This window comes from Pseudoxanthomonas sp. (genome assembly GCF_035999195.1).
Taxonomy (GTDB): Bacteria; Pseudomonadota; Gammaproteobacteria; order Xanthomonadales; family Xanthomonadaceae; genus Pseudoxanthomonas_A.
This window is the reverse complement of sequence record NZ_DASYGY010000009.1, coordinates 2,018,763-2,044,529: the sequence shown is the minus strand read 5'-3', so window position 1 is coordinate 2,044,529 and position 25,767 is coordinate 2,018,763. Positions and strand designations below refer to the sequence as shown.

The following is a 25,767-nucleotide window of genomic DNA, read 5'->3' as shown; positions in this document are numbered from 1 at the left end:
CCTCCTGCGCAATGCAGAGGCCAGGGCGTGCATGAACCACCTCAAGGGGTAACGGAATGACCGAACACCTGGACGCCCTGCGCGCGAGCCTCGCACCGTATCCGTGGGCCTATACCGTCGTGGTCGCCTCAGCGCTCGTCCTGCTGGCGTGGCTGGCGAACTGGATCACCAAGCGCGTGCTGCTTCGTGGCCTGCGACGGTTGCTGGCGACCCTGCCGCTCGGTCAGGGCGACCAGCAGGTCCGCCTGCGGGTGATCCCCCGCCTGGCCAACGTGGTGCCTGCGGTGGTGCTGGCTGCCGGTGTCGCCCTGGTGCCGGAGCTGCCGGCGCTGCTGGTGACCGTGGTCCGCAACGTCTGCTTCGCCTTCATCATCCTGACGGTCGCGCTGGCCATTGCCGCGGCGCTCGATCTGGCCAACGAGGTCTACCAGCGCCGTCCGGATGCGGCCGACAAACCGATCAAGGGCTACCTGCAGCTGCTGAAGATCATCGTGTTCGTTGTCGCGGCGGTGCTGATGGTCGCCGCGCTGATCGACCGCTCGCCGGTGATCCTGCTGTCCGGCCTGGGCGCGATGATGGCCGTGCTGATCCTGGTGTTCCAGGACACGTTGCTGTCACTGGTGGCCAGCGTGACCATCAGTTCCAACGACATGGTGCGGGTCGGCGACTGGATCGAGATGCCCAGCCAGAACGCGGACGGCGACGTCATCGATATCGCCCTGCACACGGTGAAGGTGCAGAACTGGGACAAGACCATCACCACCATCCCCACCAAGAAGCTCATCAGCGACTCGTTCAAGAACTGGCGCGGCATGAGCGAATCCGGCGGCCGGCGCATCAAGCGCGCGCTGTACCTGGACCAGAACAGCGTGCGCTTCCTGGGTGGCGAGGAGCAGGCGCGACTGCGCCGGTTCCGCCTGCTGGGCGATTACCTGCAACGCAAGGACGGCGAACTGGACGCCTGGAATGCGCGCCTGGCCGACCACGGCCGCGAGCCCGTCAACCAGCGCCGCACCACCAACCTCGGCACCTTCCGCGCCTACGTCGAAGCCTATCTGCGCGCGCACGGCGACATCCACGACGGCATGACGCTGCTGGTGCGCCAGCTGCCGCCGGGGCCGACCGGACTGCCGCTGGAGATCTACTGCTTCACCCGCACCGTGGAATGGGGGCCGTACGAAGCCATCCAGTCCGACATCTTCGACCACCTGCTGGCGATCCTGCCGGAGTTCGGGTTGCAGGTGTTCCAGCAGCCGGGGGGTGCCGACATGCGCCGGTTGCAGGGACGGGCGGCGACCGTCGCGGCCGCCGCCGCAGGCTGAGTCCGCGCCGATTGCGCGTACCATTCCCGCACCCGCATCCAGAGCCCCCCATGGACATCGTTTTCATCGAAGACCTGCGCATCGAGACCGTCATCGGCATCTACGACTGGGAGCGGGGCATCCGCCAGACCGTGGCGCTGGATGTGGAGATGGCGTTCGACAACCGCGTGCCGGCGGCCAGCGACGACATCGCGCAGACGCTGGACTACAAGGCCGTGTCGAAGCGGCTGATCGCCTTCGTCGAAGCGTCGAACTTCGGCCTGGTCGAGACGCTGGCGGAGCAGTGCGCGGCGATCATCCGCGAGGAGTTCGGCGTGGCCTGGGTGCGGCTGAAGCTCAGCAAGCCCGGCGCCGTCACCGGCGCGCGCAATGTCGGCGTGCTGATCGAACGCGGCGTGCGCCCGGCCTGACGCCATGGGAACGGCCTATCTCAGCCTGGGCAGCAACGTCGAGCCCGAACGGCATCTGCGCGCCGCGGTCATGGCGCTGCGCGAACGCTTCGGCAACGTGCTGCTGTCGCCGGTCTACCGTACGCGCTCGGTGGGCTTCGACGGTACCGATTTCCTCAATGCCGCCGCGGTGATCGACAGCGACCTGGATCCGTTCGCGCTGAACGACTGGCTGCATGCACTGGAAGACGCGCACGGGCGCGACCGCAGCGGGCCGAGGTTTTCCGACCGCACGCTCGACATCGACATCGTGCTGTACGACGACCTGGTGCTGCAGGGCCCGGGAAACCTGCGACTGCCCCGCGATGAGCTGAAGCACGCGTTCGTGCTGCTGCCGCTGGTGGACATCGCGCCGGAGGCGGTCGAACCGCGCAGCGGGCGCACGCTGGCATCCCTGTGGCGCGAACACCCCGACCACGCCACGCCACCCCAGGCGGTGCCGTTCCCGTAGCGTGCGCTACGCGCACGAGCTTCGGGACCCGAATCATCGCGCCGCACCACCCACCGCACGACCGGGCTACGCTGCGGTCGTGCGCATGGCGCACGCTTCGGCATCCGTGCGCTACGTGATGTGCCGGCCGCCGTCGACGTGGATTACCTGGCCGGTGACGTAGCCGGCGGTGTCGCCGAGCAGCCAGGCGACCGTGCCGGCGATGTCGGCCGGGTCGCCGATGCGGCCCAGCGGTGTCTGTGCCAGCAGGCGCGCCTGCACGTCGGGATCGATCCCGCCATCCGGCCACAGGATCGCGCCCGGCGACACCGCGTTCACCCGCACCTCCGGTGCCAGCGACACGGCCAGCCCGCGCGAGACGGCCAGCAAGGCGTCCTTGGAGGCGGCGTAGACCGCCAGGTCCGCGCGCGGCCGCTCGGCATAGACGTCGGCGATGTTGACGATGGCGCCGCGGGCGGCGCGCAGGTGCGGTGCCGCCGCCTGCGCCAGGAAGAACGGCGCGCGCGCATTGACCGCGAACAGCTCCTCCCACTGCGCCGGCGTGGTGGCGCCGGCGGGCGTGGGATAGAACGCGGACGCATTGTTGACCAGCGCATCCAGGCGGCCGAAATGGCCGACGGTCTGCGCCACCAGTTCCGGCAGCCGGTCGAACACGGCGAGGTCGGCCTGCAGCCTCAGGGTGCTGCCGCGGCGCGCGGCTTCCAGCTCATCGACAAGCGCCTCCATGTCGGCGGACGAACCACGGAAGTGCAGCGCGAGGTCGTGGCCGTCGGCGTGCAGGCGACGCGCGATCGACGCACCGATGCGGCGCGCGGCACCGGTGATCAGGACGACACGACGCGGCGTGGACATGGCGGACTCCAGGAAGCGGATCCGCATTGTCCATGCTTTGCACCGGAATGGCGCACGACGCCGACGAAAATGTGAGGCGAATGCGGCGTCGTCCCGATGCTTGACGGCGTGCGCATCCACCATGCATGTTGCAACGCATTACTCCCGCGCCGGATGTGCCGGCGGGGACAGCGGGATGGCGAATGGACTGGGCGAAGTACCGCACCACGACCTTTGACGAACTGATCCAGTCCGATGGACGGCCGCGCCCGGCCGCACGCCGGCTGGTGGAATACCTGGCCGGGCTGTCCGGCCGCGAACTGGCCGAACGCCAGCTCGCCGCCGACGTGGTGGCGCGCGTGCAGGGCATCACCTTCACCGTGTATTCCGACGGCCGCAACGTCGATCGCACGCTGCCGTTCGACCTGATCCCGCGCATCATCCCGCTCAGCGAATGGCAGCGCACCGAAGCCGGCCTGAAGCAGCGGATGCGCGCGCTCAACCTGTTCATCGGCGACATCTACGGCAGGCAGCAGATCGTCAAGGACAAGGTGTTCCCGGCGATGCTGCTGAAGGACTCGGTGAACTTCCGTGCGCAGTGCGTGGGCATCACCCCGCCACTGGGCGTGTGGGCGCACATCTGCGGCTCGGACCTGGTGCGCGATGGCGACGGCACGCTGTACGCGCTGGAGGACAACCTGCGCATTCCGAGCGGCGTCAGCTACATGCTGGAAAACCGCATGGTGGCCAAGCGGGTGTTCCCGGAGCTGTTCGAGACCAGCTCGATCCTGCCGGTGGACGAATACCCCAGCCAGCTCTACGACACGCTCGCCGCGCTGTCGCCGCGACCGGGCGACACGCCGGTGATCGCGCTGCTGACGCCGGGCGTGTTCAACAGTGCGTACTTCGAACATGCCTACCTGGCGCAGGCGATGGGCATCGAACTGGTCGAAGGCAGCGACCTGTTCGTCGCCGACGACGACTGCACCTACATGCGCACGGTCTACGGCCCCAAGCGGGTGGACGTGATCTACCGCCGCGTCGACGATCTCTTCATCGATCCCGAGGTGTTCCTGCCGGAGTCGGTGCTGGGCGCGCCGGGCCTGATCCGCAGCTGGCGCGCGGGCAAGGTGGCGCTGGCCAATGCGCCGGGCGCGGGCGTGGCCGACGACAAGGTGGTGTTCGCCTACGTGCCGAAGATGATCAAGTACTACCTGGACGAGGATCCGATCCTGCCCAACGTGCCCACCTACCTCTGCCACAACGCGAAGGAACGCAAGTACGTGCTGGACAACATCGAGAAGCTGGTGGTGAAGCCGGCCAACGAATCCGGCGGCTACGGCATGCTGATCGGGCCACGTTCGACCAAACGGCAACGCGAGAAATTCAAGGCGCTGATCGAAGCCAATCCGCGCAACTACATGGCACAGCCCACGCTGGCGCTGTCCACCGCGCCCATCGTCACCAAGCAGGGGCCGTCGCCGCGGCACATCGACCTGCGGCCGTTCGTGCTGTCGCGCCAGGACACCTACGTCACCACCGGCGGCCTGACCCGCGTGGCGATGGTGAAGGGATCGCTGGTGGTGAACTCGTCGCAGGGCGGCGGCGCCAAGGACACTTGGGTCGTGGACCTGTCCGACCAGGAAGGGGAGGACGGCTGATGCTGTCGCGTGTCGCCGACAACCTGTACTGGTTCAGCCGCTACGTGCGCCGTGCGGAGAACACCGCGCGCCTGGTCGGCGTGGGCAGCCAACTGCAGCTGGACATGCCGCGCTCGGTACGCTTCGCGTGGCGGCCGATGATCGACACGGTCGGCGCCGGCGAATGCTTCGAGCAGTGCCATCCGGACGCCGGCGACGCGGCGGGCGACGTGGACGTGGTCCGCTTCCTGCTGCTGGACGAGCGCAATCCCTCGTCGCTGCGGACCTCGGTGGATTCGGCGCGCGAGATCCTGCGCGGCATCCGCGACACGCTGCCGCAGGACGTGTGGGAGGCGATCAACGACCTGCACCTGTACATCGGCGCGCAGGGCGAGCGCAGCCTCAGCCGCCGTTACCGCATCGAGTTCCTCGCCCGCATCATCGACGGCTGCCTGAAGGTATCCGGACTGCTCAGCGCCAACGTGAGCCGCGACATCGGCTACCAGTTCCTGCGACTGGGCACGGCGCTGGAACAGGCGGACATGACCACGCGCATCATGGATGCGGGCGCGTCCGGGCTGGTCACGCCGCGCAACGAGGACGACCGCGAGACCTTCCAGAACATGCAGTGGATGAGCGTGCTGCGCTCCGTCGCCGGCTACCAGATGTACCGCCGCCACGTGCGCCAGCGCGTCACCGCAGAGCTCGCGCTGCGCTTCCTGCTGCAGAACAACGAGTTCCCGCGCAGCGTGCATTTCTGCCTGACCCGCGCGCAGAGCGTGCTGCCCACCATGCCGCCGCGGCCGGGCGTCGACCGACATCTCAATCGGGTGATCGGCCTGACCCGCAATGCCGATCCCGCCGTGCTGGCGGCGCGCAATCCCGCGCAGTTCATGGATCAGATCCAGATGCACCTCTGTGCGCTGCACGACGCGATCGCGGAAGGCTACTTCCACGGCTGACCCGCCTGGACGGTGGTGTCAGTGCTGCCGTTCGCGCCAGGCGGCCGCGGAGACGGCAGCCAGTTTGCTGGCGACCACGATGCCCGCCGCACCCGCCACGATCCGCCAGGCCGGGGGTACCCACACGGCCACGCAGACGCCGGCGACGCCGGCGGCGAGACAGAACACCAGCAGCGCCACCGCCCAGGCCTTCATGCGAGGCGCCGGGCCATCGTCGACTACTGCTGCTGGCCCTGGGCGTCGCCCGGGTCCTGCCGCGACGGTGCGCGTCGCGGCGGCATGGCCGGCAGGCCTGCGGGCTGCGCGTCGGGTTCCTGCGCCGGCTCCCACGGGAAGCGCGGGAGGCTGTGCACGGCGGCTTCGAGCTTGCGCGACCAGGTGTCGTGGATCTCGGCGTACAGCGGCGTATCCGCTTCCATCCGCATCTTCTGGCTGATCCTGAGGTCGCCGTTGCGCAGCAGTGCCATGTCCACCGGCATGCCGACGGACAGGTTGGAGCGGATGGTGGAATCCAGCGACACCAGCGCGCAGCGCGCCGCGTCCTCCAGCGAGGTTTCCGGGCGGATGATGCGGTCGAGGATCGGCTTGCCGTACTTGGATTCGCCGATCTGCAGGTAGGGCGTTTCCGGCGAGGTGGCGATGCAGTTGCCCAGCGGGTAGATCATGTACAGGCCGGGACGCTCGCCGGCGATCTGCCCGCCCAGGATCAGCGTGGACTGCACGTTGACGCCGCTCTGCTGCGCATCGTCGACCACGCGCGCCTGGCTGGCGACGAGCATCTCGCCGACGTACTCGGCCACTTCGTACAGGTGCGAGAACGTGCGCAGGCTGCGCGGCGCGTTCGGATCGTCCACGTCGCGCTGCAGCTTGGACAGCGTGAGCTGGGTGGTGGCCAGGTTGCCGGCCGACATGATGACGAACACGCGCTCGCCCGGCCATTCGAACACGTGCATCTTGCGGTACACGCGCACGTCGTCGAACGAGGCGCTGGTGCGGGTATCCGCGGCGAAGACCAGGCCTTCGTTGACTTCGATGCCGACGCAATAGGTCATGGCGTGTCCGTTGCTGCTGTGCATCACGATTCTATGCGTGGCCCCGGGGGTTGGCTAGGGCCGGGGTCGCAGTGTGAAACGACACGTACAATGACGCGTTTTCCCGCTTCCGGTGCGACATGCACGCCGATCTGCCCCTTCCCGACACCGCCGCGCTCGCCCACAGCGACGACCTTGCCGCCGTGATCCGCGCGGAGATCGCGGCCGAGGGCGGCAGCCTGCCGTTCTCGCGGTTCATGGAGCGCAGCCTCTACGCGCCCGGGTTGGGCTACTACAGCGCCGGCAGCACCAAGTTCGGCGAGGCGGGCGATTTCACCACCGCGCCGGAGCTGGGCCCGTTGTTCGCCAGTTGCGTGGCGCAGGCGGTGGCGCCGGTGCTGCAGCAGCTCGGGCCCGAGGCCGGATTCGTGGAGATCGGCGGCGGCAGCGGCGCGTTCGCCGAGATCATGCTCAAGCGCCTGCTGGCACTGGACGCGCTGCCGGCGCGCTACGCCATCCTGGAACCGAGCGCCGACCTGCGCGAGCGCCAGCGCGAACGGCTCGGACAACGGCTGATTCCGCCGGTCTTCGACCTGGTGGAGTGGCTGGACGGTCCGCCGTCCGAGGCGTGGAACGGCGTGCTGTTCGCCAACGAAGTGATCGATGCGCTGCCGACGTCGCGCTTCACCCTGCGCGACGGCGAGGTGTTCGAGGAAGGCGTGGCGCTGGATGCGGAAGGTCGCTTCGTCCGCACCGACCGCCCGGCCGATCCGTTGCTCGCGGCCGCCGTGCGCCATATCGAGCGCTATCTCGGGCAGCCGTTCCCCGACGGCTACCGGTCGGAACTGCTGCCGCAACTGCCGTACTGGATCCAGGCGGTGATGGGCGGACAGGGTCGCGGCGCGATGCTGTTCGCCGACTACGGCTACCCGCGGCGCGAGTACTACCAGCCCGACCGCGACACCGGCACACTGCGCGCGTACTACCGCCATCGGGTGCACAACGATCCCTACCTGTGGCCGGGCCTGCAGGACATCACTGCATCGGTGGATTTCACCGCGCTGGCCGAGGCCGGCACGCAGGCCGGATTCGATCTTGCCGGCTACACCACGCAGGCCAACTTCCTGCTCGGCAACGGCCTGCAGGAGCGCTTGAGCGAAGCCGAGGCGCGCGCGGACGACACCACGCTGCTGCGCCTGCGCAACGAGGCCAAGCGGCTGACGCTGCCCAGCGAGATGGGCGAGCGCTTCCAGTTGATGGGCTTCTCCCGCGAGGTCGAGTTCGGTACGGCCTTCCTGTTCAACGACCTGAGCTGGCGTCTCTGATGCGCGTATTCGCACTGAAGCCGTTCCGGCGTCCGCGCTTGTGGCTGGGACTGTGGCTGGCGGCGGTCGTGGGCGTCACCGTCCTGTCGCTGGTCAGCCTGAGCGGATTGCCGCCGGTGCCGGAAGGCGGCGACAAGGTGGAGCATTTCCTTGCCTATGCACTGCTGTCGGCCTCGGCGGTGCAGGTATTCGCGACGCGTCGTGCCTGCATGGCCATCGCCGCGCTGCTGGTGACGTTGGGCGTCGGCCTGGAGTTCGCGCAGGGGACGCTGACCACCACGCGCATGGCCGATCCGCACGACGCGCTGGCCAACACGCTGGGCGTGCTGGCGGGATTGGCAACGCTGCCGACGCCGTTGCGCGGTTTTCTGCTCGCGCTGGATACCCGCTGGCGGCCCGCGCGCGCCTAGCGGAAGGGAAGCCGGAACATGCCCGGCGTTCCCCGTGATGCCGGGCGAATGACGGCGCGGTTCAGCGCGGCTGCAGCGTGATCCGGTCCAGCACCCACATCTGCGGTCGGGTATCGCCGGTGAAGCGCACGCACAGGTCCTGCCTGCCGGTGGTGCCGGCGGGCAGCGACGCCTCGAGGTCGAGGAAGCCGTCGGCGTTCGGCGCGGCCGGCAGCGGCACGGTCGCGAGCAGGTGGCCCTTGCAGCCGCCGCCCAGGATTTCCAGTTCGCCCAGCGGCGATTTCGCCGGCTCGAACGTGCGGGCCGGTTCGTCATGGGCCAGCTGGAAGTAGTACGGGATGCGGCCGGCCCGGACCTTGATCGAGCCGATGCCGTCCAGGTCCGCCTGGTTCCACTGCCAGCACGGATAGAAGATCGTGGTGTTGAAGATGGCGCGCTCGCCCTCCAGCGGGCCGTCGTCTTCCAGGCGCAGCAGCAGGCGCCCGGCATCCGGGCATACCGACATCGCTTCGTCCGTCCGTGTCAGCATCGAGGCGGGCGTCAGCTCGAACGTCGAGGCGGGTGCCAGCGCGCGGCCGTCGGCGAACGCGGCCGCACGCACGGTGGCAGGCAGCTTCACGTCCAGCGGCGTGCGGAAGGCCGGCGAGGCTGGCGTCGGTTCGCTGCCATCGGTGGTGTAGTGCACGGGATAGTCGAGCGGGTTGGACAGCGTGACCTTCGCGGTGCCGGCCTTGCGGTCGTTCTCGGTGGCGATCAGCGGCTCGAACGGTGTCTTCGCGTAGCCCAGGCCGATGGCGTCGTAGCGCTTCAGCTGCGCGGGCAGGCGTGCGGCGAAGCTGGCGAAGTCCTTCTTCGCCGCCGGCGTCCAGCCGGTTTCCGCCACGGCGGCCAGGCGCGGGAAGGCGTTGTGCTGCAACCGCGCGAACGTGCGCGTGTGTTCCGTCCACAGGTTCGCCTGCAGGCCGAGGATGTGATGGCGCTGGCTGTCCTCAAGCTCCGGCGGCACGGGCTCGAAGCCGTAGACGTCCTGAAGCGTGATCAACGCCGGACGACCCGGCGGTTCGTTCGGCGATGCGGTCTGCAGGTAATCCAGATAGGTCTTGTTGGAGGGCGACATCACCACGTCGTGGCCCTGGCGCGCGGCCTGCAGGCCGCCTTCGATGCCGCGCCACGACATCACCGTCGCTTCCGGCGGCAGCTTCGCTTCCAGGATCTCGTCCCAGCCGATCAGGCGCTTGCCGTGCGTCGACAGGTATTTCTCCAGGCGTTCGACCAGATACCCCTGCAGGTCCATCTCGGTCTTCGCGCCGACCTGGCGCATGCGTGCCTGTTCGCGCGCGGAGGCTTCCCACTGGTCCTTCACCGCCTCGTCGCCACCGATGTGGACATAAGTGCCCGGGAACAGCTGCACCACTTCGCCCAGCACGTTCTCGAGGAAGGTGATCGTCGGCTCCTCCACGTTGACCAGGTTGGGGAAGACGCCCCACTCGTTCGACGGCACCAGTGGCGTGTCGATCGAGCCCAGCTCCGGATAGGCGGCGATCGCGGCCGTCGCATGGCCGGGCACGTTGATCTCGGGCACGACGGTGATGTGGCGTTCGGCGGCGTACTTCACCACGTCGCGGATCTGGTCCTGCGTGTAGAAGCCGCAGTACGGGCGCGGCTCGCCGGTCTTCGGATCCCTGCCGCCGTCGCCGGCAGGAATGCGGCAGCCGCCGACTCCAGTGAGCTTCGGATACTGCTTGATCTCGATGCGCCAGCCCTGGTCGTCGGTGAGGTGCCAGTGCAGGGTGTTGAGCTTGTGCAGCGCCATCGCGTCGATGATCTTCTTGACCTCGTCGACCTGCTGGAAGTGGCGCGCCGGATCCAGCATGAAGCCGCGCCAGCCGAAGCGGGGCGCGTCCTCGATGTGCATCGCGGGCAGCGTGACGCGGCCCGCGTCGCCCGGGGTGAGCAGTTGCCACAGCGTTACCGCGCCGTAGAACAGGCCGCGCTCGTCGCCGGCTTTCACGGTGACGCCATCGGCCGTGACGTCGAGCGTGTAGGCCTCGGGATTCTTCGCCGCGGCAGTAGAGGGTTCCAGCACGAAGCGGATCAGCCCCTTGCCTTCGTCCTGCGTGGTGGCCAGCGCAGGTCCGCCGGCCGATTGCAGATAGGCCGCGAACTGCTGCGCGACGCGCGTCGCCGCCTCGCTACTGGCGGACAGGCGCGTGTCCACGCTGATGACGAAGGAGCCTTCACCTGTCTTCAGTTCGGCGGGCGCCGGAATCAGTGAAGGCGTGATCGGCGTGGATGCGGCCGCATCCGCGGCCGTATCGCCGGATGGCTTCTTGCAGCCGGACAGCGCCAGCAGAGTGAAGGCCAGTCCGGCCAGGGCGCGATGGGCGAAGGGTCGTTTCATCGGGATCCTCGATAGCGTGGGCACAGCATGCCCAAAAAAAAGCGGGCCAGGAGGTCTCCGGGCCCGCAGAGGGAGAGTGTTCCCTTACATCGTGGTGCTTAGAACTTGAAGCGGAAGTTCAGGTAGTACTGGCGGCCGTTGCTGTAGAACGCGTGCGGCAGATAACCGGGAACGGCGTCGTTCTCGGTGTAGTACTTCAGCTTGGGATCGTTGAGGTTCAGGCCGTCCAGGCTGATGGTCAGCCAGTCGGTGGCCTTGAAGCCCAGCGACGCCGATACCGTGGCGAAATCGTCCTGGTAGAAGTTGTCGGCGCGGCTGACACCGGCATAGAACGAGCTGCGGTAGCTGTAGTTCACGCGGGCGTTGAAGCGCGCGTTCTCGTACCAGGCCGAGAAGTTGTAGGTGTTCTCGGAGGTGCCGTTGAGCGGCTTGCCGCCGTCGGCTTCGCCGTCCACGTAGGTGTAGTTGGCGTTGATGCCGAAGTTCTCGCCGATCGGCTGCTCGTAGGTCAGTTCCAGGCCGCGCGCCTTGCCGTTCGAGTTGACCGGGATCGACACCAGGTAGTCGCTGTACACGTCGGTGCCGGCGGCCTGGCTGGCCTGCTGGTCCTTGTACTGGACGATGACGTTGCCGAAATCGACGTAACCATCCAGGTCCATCGAGAACACGCTGGCGGCCAGCAGGGCACGCGGCGCGAAGTACCATTCCAGCGAAGCGTCGAAATTGGTCGATACCAGCGGGTCGAGGTTCGGGTTACCGCCGCTGCCTTCGTGGGTCAGGTCGTTGAGCGTCAGCGAGCCGGCCAGCGCCGAGAAGTCCGGACGGGTCATGGTCTTGCTGCCCGACACGCGCGCCACCAGGTCGTCGGTCAGCTCGAACTTGAAGTTCACGCTGGGCAGCAGCTCGTTGTAGTCGTTGTTGACCACCACCGGCAGGTAGTCGCCGAACGCCGAACCCACGACGGCACCGGGGATGCCGGAGTTGGGCAGCAGTCCCTGGTTGTAATGCACATCTGTCTGCGTCCGCACATAGCGCAGGCCCGCATTGCCGCTCCAGCGGTCGCCGCGGAAGTTCAGCTGCGCGTACACCGCATTGATGTCTTCCTTCACGCCGTAGACGTCGGAGAAGTAGAAACGCTCCGGATTGTTACGGTTGGCAAAGTCGGCGTTGATCTGCGCCAGCTGGCCGGGCGTGTAGTACCAGATACCGGACGGGACGTTGCCGCCCACGCCGAAATCGCCGGGATAGAAGCCGCCCGCCGCCGGATAGGCGGTGATGTCCTGCCAGTTGCTGGCCCAATTCGGTCCCTGCGCTAGCGAGAAGTCGTTGCTGCGCTCATGGGTGGCGTAGCGGTAGCCGAAGTCGAGCGAGGACAGCACATCGGACTGGAAGAAGAACTGGCCGTCGGCCGAGGCCCAGTCTTCCTTGTCCAGTACGTCGATGCCCTGCGCGCCGAAGATCCAGCCTTCCTGCGGCAGATGGTTCGCAGCGGTATTGGTACCGCCCAGCGACCAGTCGATGGGGTTGCTGACGCCATTCATGCGCCAGCTCGCGCCGGCATTGCCGGCGATGCCGGTCTCCAGCACATCCTGGGTCGGGCTGCTGCCGTTGCCCTTGGTGGTGCCGAGCTGGAAGACGAACTTCAGCGCGTCGCTGGCATTCCATTCCGCGTCGAGTGCGATGTACTTCGACGTCGATTCCGCACCCGGGCGGGAGATCATGTCGTATACGCCGTAGGGAGTGACAGTCGTGCCGCCGGTGACCGGTGAGTACGTCGCACTGGTGAGCACGCCGTTCTCGACGGTATAGCTGCTGGGCGTGCGGTTGACGAAGCGGCTTGCCCACATCATGTAGTTGCGGTTGTAGTTGTCCGCTTCCAGCTTGGAATAGAACGCGTTGACGTTCAGCGTCAGGTTGTCGGTGACCTTGGCCTCGATATTGGCCACGCCGCCCTTGCGCTTGCGGACCTGCTCGAACAGCGCGGCGCCGATCAGGTTGGGATACAGCACGCCCACCAGTTCCGGGTTGCTGATCGAGACTTCCGTTGGCACCCCATTGACCGTCCCGGGAATCGCGCTGTAACCGCCGACCACTTCCTGGCCATCGCGGCGCAGGCTGCGCTCCTCGTTGAACACCTGCACCATGAAGCCGGCGGTGCCTTCGTCGTTGCGCCAGTTGAGCAGCGCATCGAGCTGCGGCTTGGTGTCGCCCGGCAGGTCGGAGTGCACGGCGCCGATGGAGCCCTGGATGGTGAGCGGCTCGGCGAACTGCAGCGGACGGCGGGTGATGATGTTGACCGATCCGGCGGTGCCGCCTTCGACCAGCTTCGCCTCGGAGGTCTTGTGGACCACGACGCGGTCCACGATCTCGGACGGATACAGCGAGTAGCTCACGCTGCGGCCGACATTGCCGACCTGGCTGAGCACGAACCAGTCGCCTGTGCCGATCGTATGGCCGTTGACCAGCGTCTGGGTGAGGCTGGGATTGGTGCCGCGCAGGCTGACGCGGTCGGCTTCGTCGAAGCCGCCCTCGCTGGCGCTGGACGAGGCGATGTTGACGCCGGGCAGCTGGCGCAGGGTGTCTGCCACGTTCTTGGCCGGCAGCTTGCCGACGTCTTCGGCGGTGACGACTTCGACGTGCGTGGCGGCGTCGCGCTTGGCGTCGAGGGCCTTCTCGATGCTGCCGCGGATACCGGTGACGACGACCGTGTCGAGGTCGGTCGCGTCGGGGGTGGTGGATTCCTGTGCGCTGACCTGCATGGAGAACGCGAGTCCTGCGGCGATGGAGGCCGAAAGGATCGAGGTGCGGTACTTCATGATGTCTCTCCCATCATTCGTTTTTTAGTGTTCCGGCAGCCGTCGCTCGCGCTGTTCCGCCGTGCCTGGTACTGCGTTGTTGCCTGGCGTTGCACGTGTCCCCTGCACCCCGCCCCTTTGATGCACGCGCCTGTACCGGCGCTTTCCTTCAGTTGCCGTCGTCCCGGTCCAGGTACCACCGGGCCGCGCCGATCACGCCCAGCTGCCCGTGTTCCACCAGCTTCACGGGAATGCGTTCCAGCGCCTCGCGCATCGATCCCTTGTTGAGGAACCGCGGCACGAAGGGGCTGTCGATCAGGACGTCGCGGATCTTCGGCAGGATGCCGCCGGCCAGGTACACGCCGCCCTGCACGCCGTACAACAGCGCCATGTCGCCGACCACGCTGCCCAGCAGGCCGCAGAACACCTCCAGGCTTTCGCGCGCCAGAGGGTCGTCGCCCGATCGTGCGGCCGCCGTGATCTGGCCCGGATGTGTGTAGGCCGACGGCGCCGCGCCGCGTACCGCGCACAGGGCGGCATGCAGGTTCATCAGGCCGGGGCCCGACAGCGCGTGTTCGACCGGCACGTGCGTGCGCGTCTTCAGCATCTCCGCGAGCAGCGCCATCTCCAGCGCATTGCCGGCGGTCAGCGCAGCCTGGCCGGCCTCGGTGGCCAGCACCACGGCGCGCTTGCCGGAGGGAATCCAGACCGCGGCGCCCAGGCCGGTGCCCGGCCCGAGGATCAGGGTGGGGCCGTGCTTCGGCGCGATGGCCGGACCGGCGAGCTGCAGCACCTCGCTGGCGCCCATCTGCGCGGCGGCATGCGCCACGGCCTCGAAATCGTTGACCAGGCGCACGTCATCGAAGCCCAGCTGCGCGCGCAGCTCGGCCAGCGACAGTCGCCACGGCAGGTTGTTGGTGATGACGGTGCCGTCTTCCAGCGCATACCCGGCGCTGGCGATCACCGCGCGGGTCACCCGGGTCGAGCCCAGGCCGGCGAGGAAGTCCGCGACGATGTCGCCCAGGCCGGCATGGTCAGCGCAGGCGTACTTGCGGTACTCCAGCATGCGGACCGGCTCGCCCGGATCGTGGCTGCCCCGGACCAGGCCGATGCGGACGTGGGTGCCACCGACGTCCGCCGCGATGAAGGCGTCGTGCGCCCCGCTGATGGCATCCGTCGGCATTGGATTCGCTATGGCGACCACACGTCTCCCCACATGTTCGCGGCCGGGACTCCCGCATCCCGATGTGGCCGGAGTGTGGAAAGGGTTTGACAACGTTGTCAAGACTCTGTCATGAAATAACCGTCCCGCAGGCGAGAGGCCATCATGAAATGGAAACAATATCCTTATTCAGCTCACTATTGTCGCCATTGTTGTCGGTAATGAGCGCTCCGATGGGGACAATTTCGCCAAGTCCGACAGGACTTCATGCTGCAGCGCACGAGCCGTGCGGCTCACAGAAGCGCGGCCAGGGCGGTCGCGCGCGTCATCCGGCGTGGCCTTGCCTGGAGGTCTCTGACAACGTTGTTCCCGATTGCCGGCCGGGGGATGCCGGCCCTCGACAGGCCAGGGGGATTGCATGACCACCGCGCCAAACGCCAGCGCCCTGCGCTCGCTCGCCATCGTCGGCGTGCTGTTCTTCATCATCGGCTTCTTCACCTGGATCAACGGGCCGCTGATCACCTTCGTCAGGCTGGCCTTCGATCTGGACGAGGTGAACGCCTTCCTCGTGCTGATGGTGTTCTACCTGTCGTACTTCTTCCTGGCGCTGCCGGCGGCCGCGCTGCTCAAGCGCACCGGCATGAAGAAGGGACTGGCCGCCAGCCTGTTCGTGATGGCCGTGGGGGCGGCGATGTTCGGCGAGTTCTCCACCCAGCGCTGGTATCCCGGCGCCCTGGCCGGCCTGTTCGTGATCGGTGGCGGCCTGGCGCTGCTGCAGACGGCGGTGAATCCCTACGTCAGCATCCTGGGCCCCATCGAAAGCGCGGCGCGGCGCATCGCGCTGATGGGCATCTGCAACAAGGTCGCCGGCATCCTGGCGCCGGTCGTGCTGGGCACGCTGGTGCTGCATGGCGTGGGCGACCTGGCCGCGCAGGTGGAGGCCGCCGATGCGGCCGGCAAGGCGGCGCTGCTGGAGGCGTTCGCCGCGAAGATCCACCTGCCGTACCTGGTGATGGCGGGCGTGCTCGTCGTGGTGGCCGTCGGCATCCTGTTCTCGCCGCTGCCGGAGCTGAAGCCTGCGGAGGTCAACGCGGCGCCCGCCCGCGCCGGCGGCGAACGCGGCCTGTCGCAGTACCCGCATCTGTGGCTGGGCGTGCTGTGCCTGTTCGTCTACGTCGGCGTCGAGGTGCTGGCGGGCGATGCGATCGGCGCGTACGGCAACGGCTTCGGTCTGTCGCTGGACCAGACCAAGTTCTTCACCTCGTTCACGCTGGCGGCGATGCTGCTGGGCTACCTGGCCGGACTGGCGGCGATCCCGCGCTTCGTCCCGCAGGCCCGTTACCTGGCGATCTCCGCGGTGCTGGGGGTGCTGTTCGCGCTCGGCGCGCTGCTGACGCACGGCTACGTGTCGGTCGGGTTCGTCGCCGCGCTGGGCTTCGCCAACGCGATGATGTGGCCGGCGATCTTCCCGCTGGCGATCAAGGGGCTGGGCCGCCACACCGAGACCGGTTCGGCACTGCTGATCATGGGCATCGCCGGCGGTGCCATCCTGCCGCAGGCCTTCGCGGTGCTGAAGCAGCACTACGACTTCCAGGCCGTGTTCGCCGCGCTGGCCATTCCCGGCTACCTGTACATCCTCTACTACGCGCTGGCCGGCCACCGGGTGGGTGTCGCCAAGCCGTCGGCGACGGCCGTCGCGGAACGCGGCATCATGGCGGACTCGCCTCCATGACGGAAACGCCCATGCGCCGACCCACCATCAAGGACGTCGCCGAACGCGCGAAGGTCTCGCTGAAGACCGTGTCCCGGGTCATCAACAACGAACCGTCGGTGCTGCAGGGCACGCGCGCGCGCGTGCTGCACGCCATCGCCGAGCTGGACTACGAACCGGACCAGTCCGCGCGCAACCTGCGCAGCGGCACGCCGTTCGTGATCGGGCTGGTCTACGACAACCCCAACCCGTACCACATCATCGGCGTGCAGAACGGTGTGCTGGCCGCGTGCAAGGAAACCGGCTTCGGCCTGCAGATCCATCCGGTGGATTCCACGTCGCCGCTGCTGGCGGAGGAACTGGTGGAATTCGTGCAGCGTTCGCGGCTGGCCGGGCTGGTGCTGACCGCGCCGATGTCCGAGCGCGCCGACCTCGTGACCGCCCTTGCGGCGCGCGGGGTGAAGCTGGTGCGCATCATCGCCGCCACCGAGGATCCCGAGGACGGCCTGCCCTGTGTCTACGTGGACGACCGCGACGCCGCCTACGAGATCACCGAACACCTGATCCAGCTGGGCCACCAGCGCATCGGATTCCTGTGGGGCGGGCTGGCGCATCGTTCGAGTACCGAGCGCTATGCCGGTTACGAGAAGGCGCTGAAGGATTACGGCATCACGCTCGACAAGCATCTCGTGGTGCCGGGCGACTACACCTTCGACGACGGTTTCCGCGGTGCGCGCCGCCTGCTGGCGCTGCGCGAGCCGCCGACCGCGATCTTCGGCTCCAACGACGAAATCGCCGCCGGCGTGCTGGCCGCCGCCAAGTCAGCCGGCATGAACGTGCCCTACGACCTGTCCATCGCCGGTTTCGAGGACAGCCCGTTCTCCAAGCAGTCCTGGCCGCCGCTGACCACCGCCAAGCAGGCCACGCAGGACATCGCCAAGCAGGCCGCACGCCTGCTGATCGCCGGCCTGCGCACCGACGCCTACGACGACAACCCCACCCCCGTGCACAACCAGGGCTTCGTGCCGCAGCTGGTGGTGCGCGGCTCCACCGCGCCGGTCCGGCCGCGCACGGAACGACCCGAACCCCTCTCGCCATGACCCCATCGCTTCCCGCTCCTTCCGACACCCTGATGCACCAGGAGGCCGCCCAAGCCGCCGCGATCATCGCCGACCAGTACGCGCGCAACGCCGATACCGTGAAGGCGCTCGCCGCCGACCTGCGCCGCACGCCGCCGCCGTTCGTCGTGACCTGCGCGCGCGGCAGCTCCGACCACGCCGCCACCTACGCGAAGTACCTGTTCGAAACGCAGCTCGGCGTGGTGACCGCGTCCGCGTCGCCGTCGGTCGGTTCGGTATACGAAGCGAAACAGCGGCTGGCTGGCGCGCTGTACGTGGTGATCTCGCAGTCGGGCAAGAGTCCCGACCTGCTGCGCAATGCGACGGCGGCCAAGGACGCCGGTGCGCGCGTGGTGGCGATCGTCAACGTCGCCGACTCGCCGCTGGCGCAGCTGGCCGATACCGTGCTGCCGATGCACGCGGGGCCCGAGCGCAGCGTGGCGGCGACGAAGAGCTATCTCGGTTCGCTCGCCGCGATCCTGCAACTCGCCGCGTACTGGAAGGACGAGGCACCACTGCACGATGCCGCGCTGGCCTTGCCCGACGCGCTGCAGCGTGCGTGGCAGGCCGACTGGTCGCCGCTGACGGAGGGGCTGGTCGGTGCGCACAACCTGTTCGTGTTGGGGCGCGGCCTCGGCCTGGCCGCCGCGCAGGAAGCCGCGCTGAAGTTCAAGGAAACCTGCGGCCTGCATGCCGAGGCCTACAGCTCGGCCGAAGTGAAGCACGGGCCGATGGCGCTGGTCGGGCCCGGTTTCCCGGTGCTGTGCTTCGCGCAGCCGGATGAAACCGAAGCCGGCATGCTGGCGCTGGCGCAGGAGTTCCGCGGGCGCGGTGCGCAGGTGTGGGTGGCGTCGCGGCAGGGCGATCTCCCGCTGGTCGACGCACCGCATCCGGCGTGCGCGCCGCTGCTGACCATCCAGAGTTTCTACCGTGCCATCAACGCGCTGGCGCTGCGGCGTGGCCACAATCCGGATGTGCCGCCGCACCTCAACAAGGTCACCGAAACGGTATGAACGCGCCCCGCCTTGCCACCGCCCTGTGCAACGCCCGCGTGCTGACGCCCGACGGCTTCGTCGAGGGGCTGGCCGTGCTGATGCAGGACGGCCTGATCGCCGATCTCGTGGCCGTCGAAGCGCTGCCGGCCGACGCCATCCGCCATGACCTGGACGGTGCCGCACTCGTGCCGGGCTTCATCGATGCGCAGGTGAACGGTGGCGGTGGCGTGCTGTTCAACAACGACACGAGCGTCGAGGCGATCCGCGCCATCGCACAGGCGCATCGCCGCTTCGGCACCACCGGCCTGCTGCCGACGCTGATCAGCGACGACGCGGAAGTGATGGCGCGCGCCGTCGAGGCGACCCGCGAGGCCATCGCGCAGGGCGTGCCCGGCGTGCTCGGCCTCCACCTGGAAGGGCCGTATCTCGCGCCTGCGCGCAAGGGCACGCATGATGCCGGCAAGTTCCGCGTGCCGGATGCCGACGAGATCGCGATGGCCACCTCGCTCGACAACGGCGTGACGCTGCTGACGCTGGCACCGGAACAGGTGCCGGCCGACACCATCCGCGCGATGGTCGCGCGCGGCGCCATCGTCGTCGCCGGGCACACAGCGGCCACCTACGAGCAGATCCGTGCCGGCATCGAGGCCGGCGTATCGGGCTTCACCCACCTCTACAACGCGATGTCGCCGCTGCAGGGACGCGAGCCCGGCGCGGTCGGCGCGGCGCTGGAAGACGATGGCTGCTGGTGCGGCGTGATCGCCGACGGCGTGCACGTGCATCCGGCCAGCCTGCGCGTGGCGCTGGCGGCCAAGCCGCGCGGCAAGGTGTTCCTGGTGACCGATGCGATGCCGATGGTCGGTTCCGACGATCCGGCGTTCGATCTGTATGGCGAAACCATCACCGCCGTCGACGGGGTGGTGCGCAACGCCGCCGGTTCGCTGGCGGGTTCTGCGCTGGACATGGCCACCGCCGTACGCAACAGCGTGCGATTGGTCGGTGTGCCGCTGGAGGAAGCCGCACGCATGGCATCGACGTATCCGGCGGAGTTCCTCGGGCTGGGCGATACGCACGGCCGCATCGCGCCCGGCTATCGCGCCGACCTGGTGGCCCTGGATGCGGACCTGCAGGTGACCGGTACGTGGATCGGCGGCGAGTGAACGTCGCCGCATGAGTGTCGTGCCGGCCCGGTTCGCATCCGTCGATGCGCTGCGGGGCCTGACGGTCGCGGCGATGCTGCTGGTCAACACGCCGGGCGACTGGTCGCATGTGTACGCGCCGCTGTTGCATGCCGAATGGCATGGCGTCACGCCGACCGACCTGGTGTTCCCGTTCTTCCTGTTCATCGTCGGCGTCTCGATCGCACTGGGCGTGGTGCCGCGGCGGGAGGCAGGCGTTCCGCGATCCGTGCTGGTGCGCGCGGTGCTGTGGCGGGCGGCGAAGATCGTCGCGCTGGGTCTGGCGCTGCACCTGCTGGCCTACCTGCTGCTGGACCGGCCCTCCTTCCGCCCGTGGGGCGTGCTGCAGCGGATCGGCCTGTGCTTCGCCATCGCGGGTCTGGTCGCGCTGTACACGACGCCGCGCGTGCAGTGGGCGTCGATCGTGGCGACGCTGCTCGGCTACTGGGCACTGCTGGCGCCGTGGGGCTACGACCCGTACACGAACCTGGCGGCGCGGGTGGATACCGCGTTGTCCGGGCCACGGCTGTACCAGTGGGATGCGGTCGCGATGCGCGGCCAGGATCCGGAAGGGCTGTTGAGCACGCTGCCCGCCCTCGCCACCACGCTGCTCGGGGTGCGCGCCGGTACCTGGTTGCGGTCGGGCGCGACCCGCGCGCTCGGCGGCGCCGGTATCGCCATGGTCCTGCTCGGATGCGCGTGGTCGCTGGTGTTTCCGTTGAACAAGGCGTTGTGGACCTCGTCCTACGTGGTGTTCGCCGGCGGCTGCGCCATGCTCTCGCTGCGGGTGGCGCATGGGCTGGTGGACCGTCGTGGCTGGCCGGCGTTCGGCCGTCGCTTCGGCGTGAACGCGATCGCCGCCTACGTCGGTGCCGCCGTGATGACCTATGTGCTGCTTGCCCTCGGCTGGATGGGGCCGCTGTACGAAAGCGTGTTCGCCGGCTGGATGACGCCGCGCTTCGGCGCTTACGTGCCTTCGCTCGCGTTCGCACTGGCATTCGTCGGCGTCTGGTGGCTGGTGGTCCGGGCGATGGATCGTCGCGGCTGGTACCTGAAGGTCTGAAGGCCTGCCTGCCGTCACGCTTTTCTTCGGACGGGCGGCGTACAAAGACAGCCACCCCCGCCGGAGCCGCCCGCATGAGAGTGCCGTTGCTGCTTGTCTGTTGCCTCGGCATGGCCGCGTGCCAGCGGGCCGCCGTGAACGAGCAGGGCGTGGAGGTCGTGGTCGCATCGCGCGCTGCGCGCGTGGCGCCACCACCCGCGCCCGTCGTGTCGGTGACCCCGGCGCCGGACGCCGCGCCGTCCGATACCGGGCGCGTCATGGCTGGACTGTCGCGCGCCCGTGCCGTGCCCGATCCCCCGTTCACCAGCGCGCCGGTGGCCACCTTCAACGAGCCGTGGGCGATGACGTTCCTGCCCGATGGCCGCCTGCTGGTGACGGAGAAGTCCGGCAGGCTGCGCCTGGCGAACGTGGCCACCGGCCAGGTCGGCGAGGTCATCGGCGTGCCGGCGGTGGCGTACGGCGGACAGGGCGGGCTGGGCGACGTGCTGCTGCACCCGCGTTTCGCCGACAACCGTCTGGTCTATCTCAGCTACGCCGAAACGGGCAGCGGCAGCACGCGCGGCGCGGCGGTGGCGCGCGCGACCCTGCAGCTCGATGCCAGCGGCAACGGCGGCAGCCTGTCCAACCTGCAGGTGATCTGGCGCCAGCTGCCGAAGGTCAGCGGCGGGAACCATTACGGCCACCGGCTCGCCTTCGGCGCCGACGGCAAGCTGTGGATCACCTCCAGCGAGCGCGACCAGCAGACGCCCGCCCAGGACCTGCAGTCCTCGCTCGGCAAGCTGATCCGCCTCAACGACGATGGCAGCGTGCCGCCGGACAATCCGTTCGCCGCGCAGGGCGGCATTGCCGCCCAGGTATGGACGCTGGGCCACCGCAACATGCTCGGCATCGCCTTCGACAATGCGGGGCGGCTGTGGACCCACGAGATGGGGCCGGCGGGCGGCGACGAACTGAACCTGATCGAGCGCGGCACCAACTACGGCTGGCCCGTGGTTTCCAACGGCAACCACTACGACGGCACCAACATCCCCGACCATCCCACGCGTCCGGACTTCAATGCGCCCGAGGCGTGGTGGACGCCGGTGATCGCGCCGGCCGGCTTCGTCATCTACTCCGGCAACCTGTTCCCGTGGTTCCGTGGCAAGGGCTTCATCGGCGGGCTGGCGTCGCAGGCGCTGGTCGAGATCGAGTTCACCGGCACGCAGGCGCGCGAGTCGCGGCGCTATCCGATGGGTCGGCGCATCCGCGAGGTCGAGCAGGGCCCGGACGGCGCGCTGTGGCTGCTGGAGGACGGCGGCGGTGGGCGCCTGCTGAAGCTCACGCCGAACCGCAGTTGATCAGCGCGCAGGATGGCCCGCCGCGTTGCGCGCGGCGGCCTTCTGCTCGCGGCCGTGGCGTACGTCCAGGAACAGGCTGTAGGCGGCGGTGAACGCCGGCAGCAGGTTCTGCAGCACGCCGACCGCGTCCTGCTTCGACGAGAACAGGAAGTAGCTGAGCGCCATCAGGCTGCCGGCCAGGCTCATGTACCAGAACGCGCGCGGGATCACCGGCCGCCGCGCGCGCCGCGAGGCCACGAACTGCACCAGCCAGCGCGCGCCGAACAGCGCCGCGCCGGTCAGGCCGATCAGTTTCCACGGCGTCATGTGCAGGCCGGTCCAGCCCAGCCAGAGGAGTTCCTGGTCCATCGCGCTCATGGCTTGCGCCCCGCGTTGAGCTCGCTGACCGGGGTCACATGGCTGCGCTGGATCAGCCAGGACACGCCCATCAGGTCGCGGATGCCCACCAGGGCGCGGCCGAGATTGGTGTACTTGGACTGTCCGGCGCGCCGCGGACGGTGCGAGACCGGTACGCTCACCGTCTTCCATCCCGCGCGCTGCATCAGCGCCGGCAGGTAGCGGTGCATGTGGTCGAAGTAGGGCAGTTCGAGGAAGGCGGCGCGCTCGAACAGCTTGATGCCGCAGCCGGTGTCCGGCGTGTCGTCGTGCAGCAGGCGCTTGCGGATGCGGTTGGCCCAGCGCGACGCCCAGCGCTTGCTCGCCGTGTCCTTGCGGTCGACGCGCCAGCCGGCGAACAGCTTGGTCTGCGCATCGGCGGCGTCGCGCGCGGCGAGCAGCTTCGGGATGTCGGCCGGATCGTTCTGCCCGTCGCCATCGAGGGTGGCGATCCACGGCGACAGCGCCTGCTTCACGCCGGTGCGGATCGCCGCGCTCTGCCCGCCGCGCTGCAGGTGCAGCAACACGCGCAGTTCCGGCACCTCGGCCTTCAGCGCCGCCAGCACGTCGCGGGTATCGTCGTCGGACCGGTCGTCCACGCAGACCACATCGAAGGCGACCCGGCCGCGCAGGTGCTGCACCACTTCGTGCACCAGCGGACCGATGTTGTCGCGTTCGTTGAAGACGGGGATGACGACGGACAGGCTCATGGCAGGCGAGGGTGGAAGGATGGCCATCAGCGTGCGCCCCGGCAGGTCAGGAAAATGTCGTGGTCCGGGCGGTACAGCGCGGTCCTGACGTCGGTCAGCCCCAGCACGGTGTGGAAGAGGTCGTCGTGCGAGTGCCCGGCCGCCGCCTGTCGCCGCAGGCAGCGCTCGTCCAGGTCCATGGAACGTCGCCAGCCGTCCGAGAACCACGCGACCATCGGCACCTCCAGCTGTTCGCGCGGGGCGATCGAGTAGGGCATGCCGTGCAGATACAGCCCGTTCTCGCCTAGCGATTCGCCGTGGTCGGACACGTACAGCAGGGCCGTGTCGTAGCCCGGCAGGTCCGTCAGCCGGTCGATGGCGGACGCCAGCAGGTGGTCGGTGTAGCGCAGGGCGTTGTCGTAGGCGTTGGTGATCTGCGCGCGCGTGCAGCGCTCCAGGTCGGAGGTGGTGCAGACGGGGGTGTAGACGCCGAAGTCCCGGGGATAGCGCTCGGCATAGGTCGGCCCGTGGTTGCCCAGCATGTGCAGCACGATGACCTGGTCGCCGTTCACCCGCCGCGCCGCCTCGGCCAGGCCCGACAGCAGGATGCCGTCGTGGCAGCGCGTGCCGTCGCAAAGGCCTGCATCGGTGCGCGCACGCAGGTCTTCGACCGGCAGCCCGTCGCAGACGCCCTTGCAGCCGGACTGGTTGTCGCGCCAGCGCGTGGCCACCCCCGCGCGCTGCAGGACATGCAGCAGCGACTGGTGGCTGCGGATCTCCTGTTCGTCGTAATGCTCGCGCCCCAGCGGCGAGAACATGCAGGGCAGCGAGACTTCCGTGCTGCTGCCGCAGGCGGCGACGTGCGGGAAGTTGAGGACCCGGCGCTTGGCCAGCTCCGGCGTGGTCTGCCGTGCATAGCCATTGAGGCCCCAGTTGGCCGCGCGCGCGGTCTCGCCCACCACCAGCACCAGCAGCCGCGGGCGGCGCATCGTGGCGGCGGGCGACTGCACGGCATCCTCGCCCATGGGCAGCAACGCACGCACGTGGCCGGGCGGTTCCTCGCTGACCACCTTGGCCAGCGATACCAGCACGTTCGCCGGCGTCACCAGGTAGCGGACTTCACGCTGGTTGCGCAGGAAGGCCGTCAGCTGCTGGGTGGAGGGCAGCACGCCGAGCACGCCGACCGCGACCACGCCGGCGAGGAAGGCGGCGCGCATGCCGAGCGCGCGCCGCCACGTGCGCTCGCGTATCCGCACGCGCCAGATCACGACCAGGGCGGGCATCGCGGCGAGCACTGGCAGCGCGGCGTCGACGCCCATCAGTTCGCTGGCTTCGCGCCAGTCGGTGTGCAGCACGTTGCGCACCATGTCGGCGTCGATGTAGATGCCGTAGGCGGCCATGTAATGCCCTGCGATCGCCGCCACCACCACCAGCGCCGACAGCACCACGCGCGCGGTGCGCCGCCAGACCAGCAGCGACAGCCACACGCCATGCGCAGCGGTGACCAGCAGGAACAGCGACAGCGTCCATCGCCATTGTGTCCAGGGATGCGGCGCGGCGGACTGCCAGAACACGCCGTTGGCGAACAGGCTGAAGTAGACGCAGGCGAGCAGCATCAGCCCCTCCTGCGATACCTGCGGACGGACACGCAGCAGGGCCAGCAGGCGACGCGGGCGGGAGCTCCGTGCCGCGTGGTCGAGGACGGATGTGCTCACGTGCCCATCTCCCCACCGCTGCAGGGGCCACGCCGGTCGCCGAGACGATCCACGCAGCAGGCCACCGCCCAGCAGACCGCAAGGCTGGCGATGTCGTGCGACAGGAAGTGCGCACCGCGCAGCTGTTGCGCCAGCCCGAACACGGCACCGGCCGCCAGCCCCACCGCCAGTCCCAGGTGGCGCCAGCGCGGTGCCGCGTGCAGGAAGAAGAAGTACAGCGCCACCCACACATAACCGGCGGCCGCGTGCGCCGCCGGAAAGCAGGCCGGTGCGCCCAGCCCCTCCGGCCGAGGGGCGAACAGCGGCACGAAGGGACGATCGCCGCCGAAGCCGGCCAGATCCCACGGGCAATCCATGTGCGTGGTGGCCTTCAGCCAGGCGACACAGGCGGTGGAGAGCAGGACCGCCACCAGCAGTCGCGCGGCGGGACGGGTCCAGCGGACCGCGGACGGCGCACGCCAGCGCAGCACGGTCGCCACCAGCACGCCGGCCCACGCCAGCTGGCTCGCCAGGCGGCCGCCCCGGTGCAGCACCGTCTCCAGCAGGATGTCGCGCTTCAGCGACCACGCGTCGCCCTGCCAGTGGAACAGCCACGACGACCACGCCTGGTCGAGCGCTTGCGAGGCCAGCCAAGCCGCGGCCAGCAGGATCAGCGAAACCCACGGCAGGCCGGGCAGGCGCTGTCCGGGAAGCACGGGAAGGGACGTCGGGGAGGCGGACATGCGAAGCGCGCGGCACAAGGTGCGCGCATGCTCGTCGCCACAGTGTCGTAGCGCGGTCGGACCGGCGTCGGAACCGCGTTAAGCC

At 68.8% G+C, this 25,767-nt stretch carries 23 protein-coding genes; 13 read left to right on the top strand and 10 right to left on the bottom strand.

What is annotated here, in order from left to right; all coding sequences use genetic code 11:
* The first annotated feature begins 56 nt into the window (after positions 1-56).
* Genes VGN58_RS16515 through folK form a run of 3 tightly spaced genes read left to right on the top strand, consistent with a single transcriptional unit; the run spans position 57 to position 2,222 of the window.
* Entirely contained in the window at positions 57-1,322 is a 1,266-nt protein-coding gene (locus VGN58_RS16515; RefSeq protein WP_327484266.1) for a mechanosensitive ion channel family protein, read from the top strand.
* 50 nt (positions 1,323-1,372) lie between these two features.
* Entirely contained in the window at positions 1,373-1,732 is a 360-nt protein-coding gene (folB, locus tag VGN58_RS16510; protein WP_327484265.1) for a dihydroneopterin aldolase, read from the top strand.
* A 4-nt stretch (positions 1,733-1,736) separates the two neighbouring features.
* Positions 1,737-2,222, top strand: a complete 486-nt coding sequence (gene folK, locus VGN58_RS16505) for a 2-amino-4-hydroxy-6-hydroxymethyldihydropteridine diphosphokinase (protein WP_327484264.1) — start codon at positions 1,737-1,739, stop codon at positions 2,220-2,222.
* Between the two features lie 111 nt (positions 2,223-2,333).
* Here folK and VGN58_RS16500 read toward each other — a convergent pair whose 3' ends face one another.
* On the bottom strand, positions 2,334-3,074 hold the full coding sequence (locus VGN58_RS16500) for a pteridine reductase (protein ID WP_327484263.1): 741 nt from the start codon (positions 3,072-3,074) through the stop codon (positions 2,334-2,336).
* A 182-nt stretch (positions 3,075-3,256) separates the two neighbouring features.
* On the opposite strand from VGN58_RS16500, the gene VGN58_RS16495 reads away from it, so the two are divergent.
* Positions 3,257-4,714, top strand: coding sequence for a circularly permuted type 2 ATP-grasp protein (locus VGN58_RS16495; protein WP_327484262.1), 1,458 nt, complete (start codon positions 3,257-3,259; stop codon positions 4,712-4,714).
* Positions 4,714-5,655, top strand: a complete 942-nt coding sequence (locus VGN58_RS16490; RefSeq protein WP_327484261.1) for an alpha-E domain-containing protein — start codon at positions 4,714-4,716, stop codon at positions 5,653-5,655. The genes VGN58_RS16495 and VGN58_RS16490 overlap by 1 nt, the downstream gene beginning before the upstream one ends.
* 18 nt (positions 5,656-5,673) lie before the next feature.
* Here the strand turns inward: VGN58_RS16490 and VGN58_RS16485 are convergent, their stop codons facing one another.
* Complete coding sequence (locus VGN58_RS16485; RefSeq protein WP_327484260.1) at positions 5,674-5,850, bottom strand: hypothetical protein; 177 nt, start codon at positions 5,848-5,850, stop codon at positions 5,674-5,676.
* A gap of 23 nt (positions 5,851-5,873) precedes the next feature.
* Positions 5,874-6,707 (bottom strand): 20S proteasome subunit A/B, encoded by an 834-nt coding sequence (locus VGN58_RS16480; protein ID WP_327484259.1) that lies wholly within the window; start codon positions 6,705-6,707, stop codon positions 5,874-5,876.
* 119 nt (positions 6,708-6,826) lie between these two features.
* On the opposite strand from VGN58_RS16480, the gene VGN58_RS16475 reads away from it, so the two are divergent.
* Both VGN58_RS16475 and VGN58_RS16470 read left to right on the top strand, forming a co-directional pair.
* The gene (locus VGN58_RS16475; RefSeq protein WP_327484258.1) at positions 6,827-8,011 is read left to right on the top strand and encodes a class I SAM-dependent methyltransferase; all 1,185 of its coding nucleotides are present in this window, start codon (positions 6,827-6,829) and stop codon (positions 8,009-8,011) included.
* Entirely contained in the window at positions 8,011-8,421 is a 411-nt protein-coding gene (locus VGN58_RS16470) for a VanZ family protein (RefSeq protein ID WP_327484257.1), read from the top strand. Before VGN58_RS16475 ends, VGN58_RS16470 begins: the two co-directional genes overlap by 1 nt.
* A gap of 61 nt (positions 8,422-8,482) precedes the next feature.
* Here the strand turns inward: VGN58_RS16470 and VGN58_RS16465 are convergent, their stop codons facing one another.
* The 3 genes from VGN58_RS16465 to VGN58_RS16455 form a co-directional block, all read right to left on the bottom strand.
* Entirely contained in the window at positions 8,483-10,822 is a 2,340-nt protein-coding gene (locus tag VGN58_RS16465; protein WP_327484256.1) for a beta-N-acetylhexosaminidase, read from the bottom strand.
* Positions 10,823-10,920: 98 nt separating this feature from the next.
* Positions 10,921-13,638 (bottom strand): TonB-dependent receptor, encoded by a 2,718-nt coding sequence (locus tag VGN58_RS16460; protein ID WP_327484255.1) that lies wholly within the window; start codon positions 13,636-13,638, stop codon positions 10,921-10,923.
* Between the two features lie 148 nt (positions 13,639-13,786).
* A complete protein-coding gene (locus tag VGN58_RS16455) occupies positions 13,787-14,800 on the bottom strand; it encodes a glucokinase family protein (protein ID WP_327484254.1) in 1,014 nt (337 codons plus the stop codon).
* A 397-nt stretch (positions 14,801-15,197) separates the two neighbouring features.
* Between VGN58_RS16455 and VGN58_RS16450 the strand changes: the two genes are divergently transcribed.
* The 6 genes from VGN58_RS16450 to VGN58_RS16425 all read left to right on the top strand — a co-directional run bounded on the left by VGN58_RS16450 (position 15,198) and on the right by VGN58_RS16425 (position 22,181).
* Positions 15,198-16,511: a sugar MFS transporter gene (locus tag VGN58_RS16450; protein ID WP_327484253.1), complete on the top strand. Its 1,314-nt coding sequence runs from the start codon at positions 15,198-15,200 to the stop codon at positions 16,509-16,511.
* Positions 16,512-16,522: 11 nt separating this feature from the next.
* Positions 16,523-17,590, top strand: a complete 1,068-nt coding sequence (locus VGN58_RS16445; protein WP_327484252.1) for a LacI family DNA-binding transcriptional regulator — start codon at positions 16,523-16,525, stop codon at positions 17,588-17,590.
* Positions 17,587-18,621: an SIS domain-containing protein gene (locus tag VGN58_RS16440; RefSeq protein ID WP_327484251.1), complete on the top strand. Its 1,035-nt coding sequence runs from the start codon at positions 17,587-17,589 to the stop codon at positions 18,619-18,621. The genes VGN58_RS16445 and VGN58_RS16440 overlap by 4 nt, the downstream gene beginning before the upstream one ends.
* Positions 18,618-19,763 (top strand): N-acetylglucosamine-6-phosphate deacetylase, encoded by a 1,146-nt coding sequence (gene nagA, locus VGN58_RS16435; RefSeq protein ID WP_327484250.1) that lies wholly within the window; start codon positions 18,618-18,620, stop codon positions 19,761-19,763. Before VGN58_RS16440 ends, nagA begins: the two co-directional genes overlap by 4 nt.
* A 10-nt stretch (positions 19,764-19,773) precedes the next feature.
* On the top strand, positions 19,774-20,844 hold the full coding sequence (locus tag VGN58_RS16430) for an acyltransferase family protein (RefSeq protein WP_327484249.1): 1,071 nt from the start codon (positions 19,774-19,776) through the stop codon (positions 20,842-20,844).
* Positions 20,845-21,101: 257 nt separating this feature from the next.
* Positions 21,102-22,181 (top strand): PQQ-dependent sugar dehydrogenase, encoded by a 1,080-nt coding sequence (locus VGN58_RS16425; protein WP_327484683.1) that lies wholly within the window; start codon positions 21,102-21,104, stop codon positions 22,179-22,181.
* Here the strand turns inward: VGN58_RS16425 and VGN58_RS16420 are convergent, their stop codons facing one another.
* Genes VGN58_RS16420 through VGN58_RS16405 form a run of 4 tightly spaced genes read right to left on the bottom strand, consistent with a single transcriptional unit; the run spans position 22,182 to position 25,682 of the window.
* Positions 22,182-22,538 (bottom strand): lipid-A-disaccharide synthase N-terminal domain-containing protein, encoded by a 357-nt coding sequence (locus VGN58_RS16420; RefSeq protein ID WP_327484248.1) that lies wholly within the window; start codon positions 22,536-22,538, stop codon positions 22,182-22,184.
* Complete coding sequence (locus VGN58_RS16415) at positions 22,535-23,266, bottom strand: glycosyltransferase family 2 protein (RefSeq protein ID WP_327484247.1); 732 nt, start codon at positions 23,264-23,266, stop codon at positions 22,535-22,537. The genes VGN58_RS16420 and VGN58_RS16415 overlap by 4 nt, the downstream gene beginning before the upstream one ends.
* Positions 23,267-23,292: 26 nt before the next feature.
* Positions 23,293-24,960: a phosphoethanolamine--lipid A transferase gene (locus VGN58_RS16410; protein ID WP_327484246.1), complete on the bottom strand. Its 1,668-nt coding sequence runs from the start codon at positions 24,958-24,960 to the stop codon at positions 23,293-23,295.
* Positions 24,957-25,682 (bottom strand): phosphatase PAP2 family protein, encoded by a 726-nt coding sequence (locus VGN58_RS16405; RefSeq protein WP_327484245.1) that lies wholly within the window; start codon positions 25,680-25,682, stop codon positions 24,957-24,959. Before VGN58_RS16405 ends, VGN58_RS16410 begins: the two co-directional genes overlap by 4 nt.
* Positions 25,683-25,767 lie beyond the last annotated feature (85 nt).

Coding starts and splice junctions, on each gene's coding strand:
- VGN58_RS16515 (WP_327484266.1), top strand. CDS start 57: ATGACCGAACACCTGGACGCCCTGCGCGCGAGCCTCGCACCGTATCCG.
- folB (WP_327484265.1), top strand. CDS start 1,373: ATGGACATCGTTTTCATCGAAGACCTGCGCATCGAGACCGTCATCGGC.
- folK (WP_327484264.1), top strand. CDS start 1,737: ATGGGAACGGCCTATCTCAGCCTGGGCAGCAACGTCGAGCCCGAACGG.
- VGN58_RS16500 (WP_327484263.1), bottom strand. CDS start 3,074: ATGTCCACGCCGCGTCGTGTCGTCCTGATCACCGGTGCCGCGCGCCGC.
- VGN58_RS16495 (WP_327484262.1), top strand. CDS start 3,257: ATGGACTGGGCGAAGTACCGCACCACGACCTTTGACGAACTGATCCAG.
- VGN58_RS16490 (WP_327484261.1), top strand. CDS start 4,714: ATGCTGTCGCGTGTCGCCGACAACCTGTACTGGTTCAGCCGCTACGTG.
- VGN58_RS16485 (WP_327484260.1), bottom strand. CDS start 5,850: ATGAAGGCCTGGGCGGTGGCGCTGCTGGTGTTCTGTCTCGCCGCCGGC.
- VGN58_RS16480 (WP_327484259.1), bottom strand. CDS start 6,707: ATGACCTATTGCGTCGGCATCGAAGTCAACGAAGGCCTGGTCTTCGCC.
- VGN58_RS16475 (WP_327484258.1), top strand. CDS start 6,827: ATGCACGCCGATCTGCCCCTTCCCGACACCGCCGCGCTCGCCCACAGC.
- VGN58_RS16470 (WP_327484257.1), top strand. CDS start 8,011: ATGCGCGTATTCGCACTGAAGCCGTTCCGGCGTCCGCGCTTGTGGCTG.
- VGN58_RS16465 (WP_327484256.1), bottom strand. CDS start 10,822: ATGAAACGACCCTTCGCCCATCGCGCCCTGGCCGGACTGGCCTTCACT.
- VGN58_RS16460 (WP_327484255.1), bottom strand. CDS start 13,638: ATGAAGTACCGCACCTCGATCCTTTCGGCCTCCATCGCCGCAGGACTC.
- VGN58_RS16455 (WP_327484254.1), bottom strand. CDS start 14,800: ATGCCGACGGATGCCATCAGCGGGGCGCACGACGCCTTCATCGCGGCG.
- VGN58_RS16450 (WP_327484253.1), top strand. CDS start 15,198: ATGACCACCGCGCCAAACGCCAGCGCCCTGCGCTCGCTCGCCATCGTC.
- VGN58_RS16445 (WP_327484252.1), top strand. CDS start 16,523: ATGCGCCGACCCACCATCAAGGACGTCGCCGAACGCGCGAAGGTCTCG.
- VGN58_RS16440 (WP_327484251.1), top strand. CDS start 17,587: ATGACCCCATCGCTTCCCGCTCCTTCCGACACCCTGATGCACCAGGAG.
- nagA (WP_327484250.1), top strand. CDS start 18,618: ATGAACGCGCCCCGCCTTGCCACCGCCCTGTGCAACGCCCGCGTGCTG.
- VGN58_RS16430 (WP_327484249.1), top strand. CDS start 19,774: ATGAGTGTCGTGCCGGCCCGGTTCGCATCCGTCGATGCGCTGCGGGGC.
- VGN58_RS16425 (WP_327484683.1), top strand. CDS start 21,102: ATGGCTGGACTGTCGCGCGCCCGTGCCGTGCCCGATCCCCCGTTCACC.
- VGN58_RS16420 (WP_327484248.1), bottom strand. CDS start 22,538: ATGAGCGCGATGGACCAGGAACTCCTCTGGCTGGGCTGGACCGGCCTG.
- VGN58_RS16415 (WP_327484247.1), bottom strand. CDS start 23,266: ATGAGCCTGTCCGTCGTCATCCCCGTCTTCAACGAACGCGACAACATC.
- VGN58_RS16405 (WP_327484245.1), bottom strand. CDS start 25,682: ATGTCCGCCTCCCCGACGTCCCTTCCCGTGCTTCCCGGACAGCGCCTG.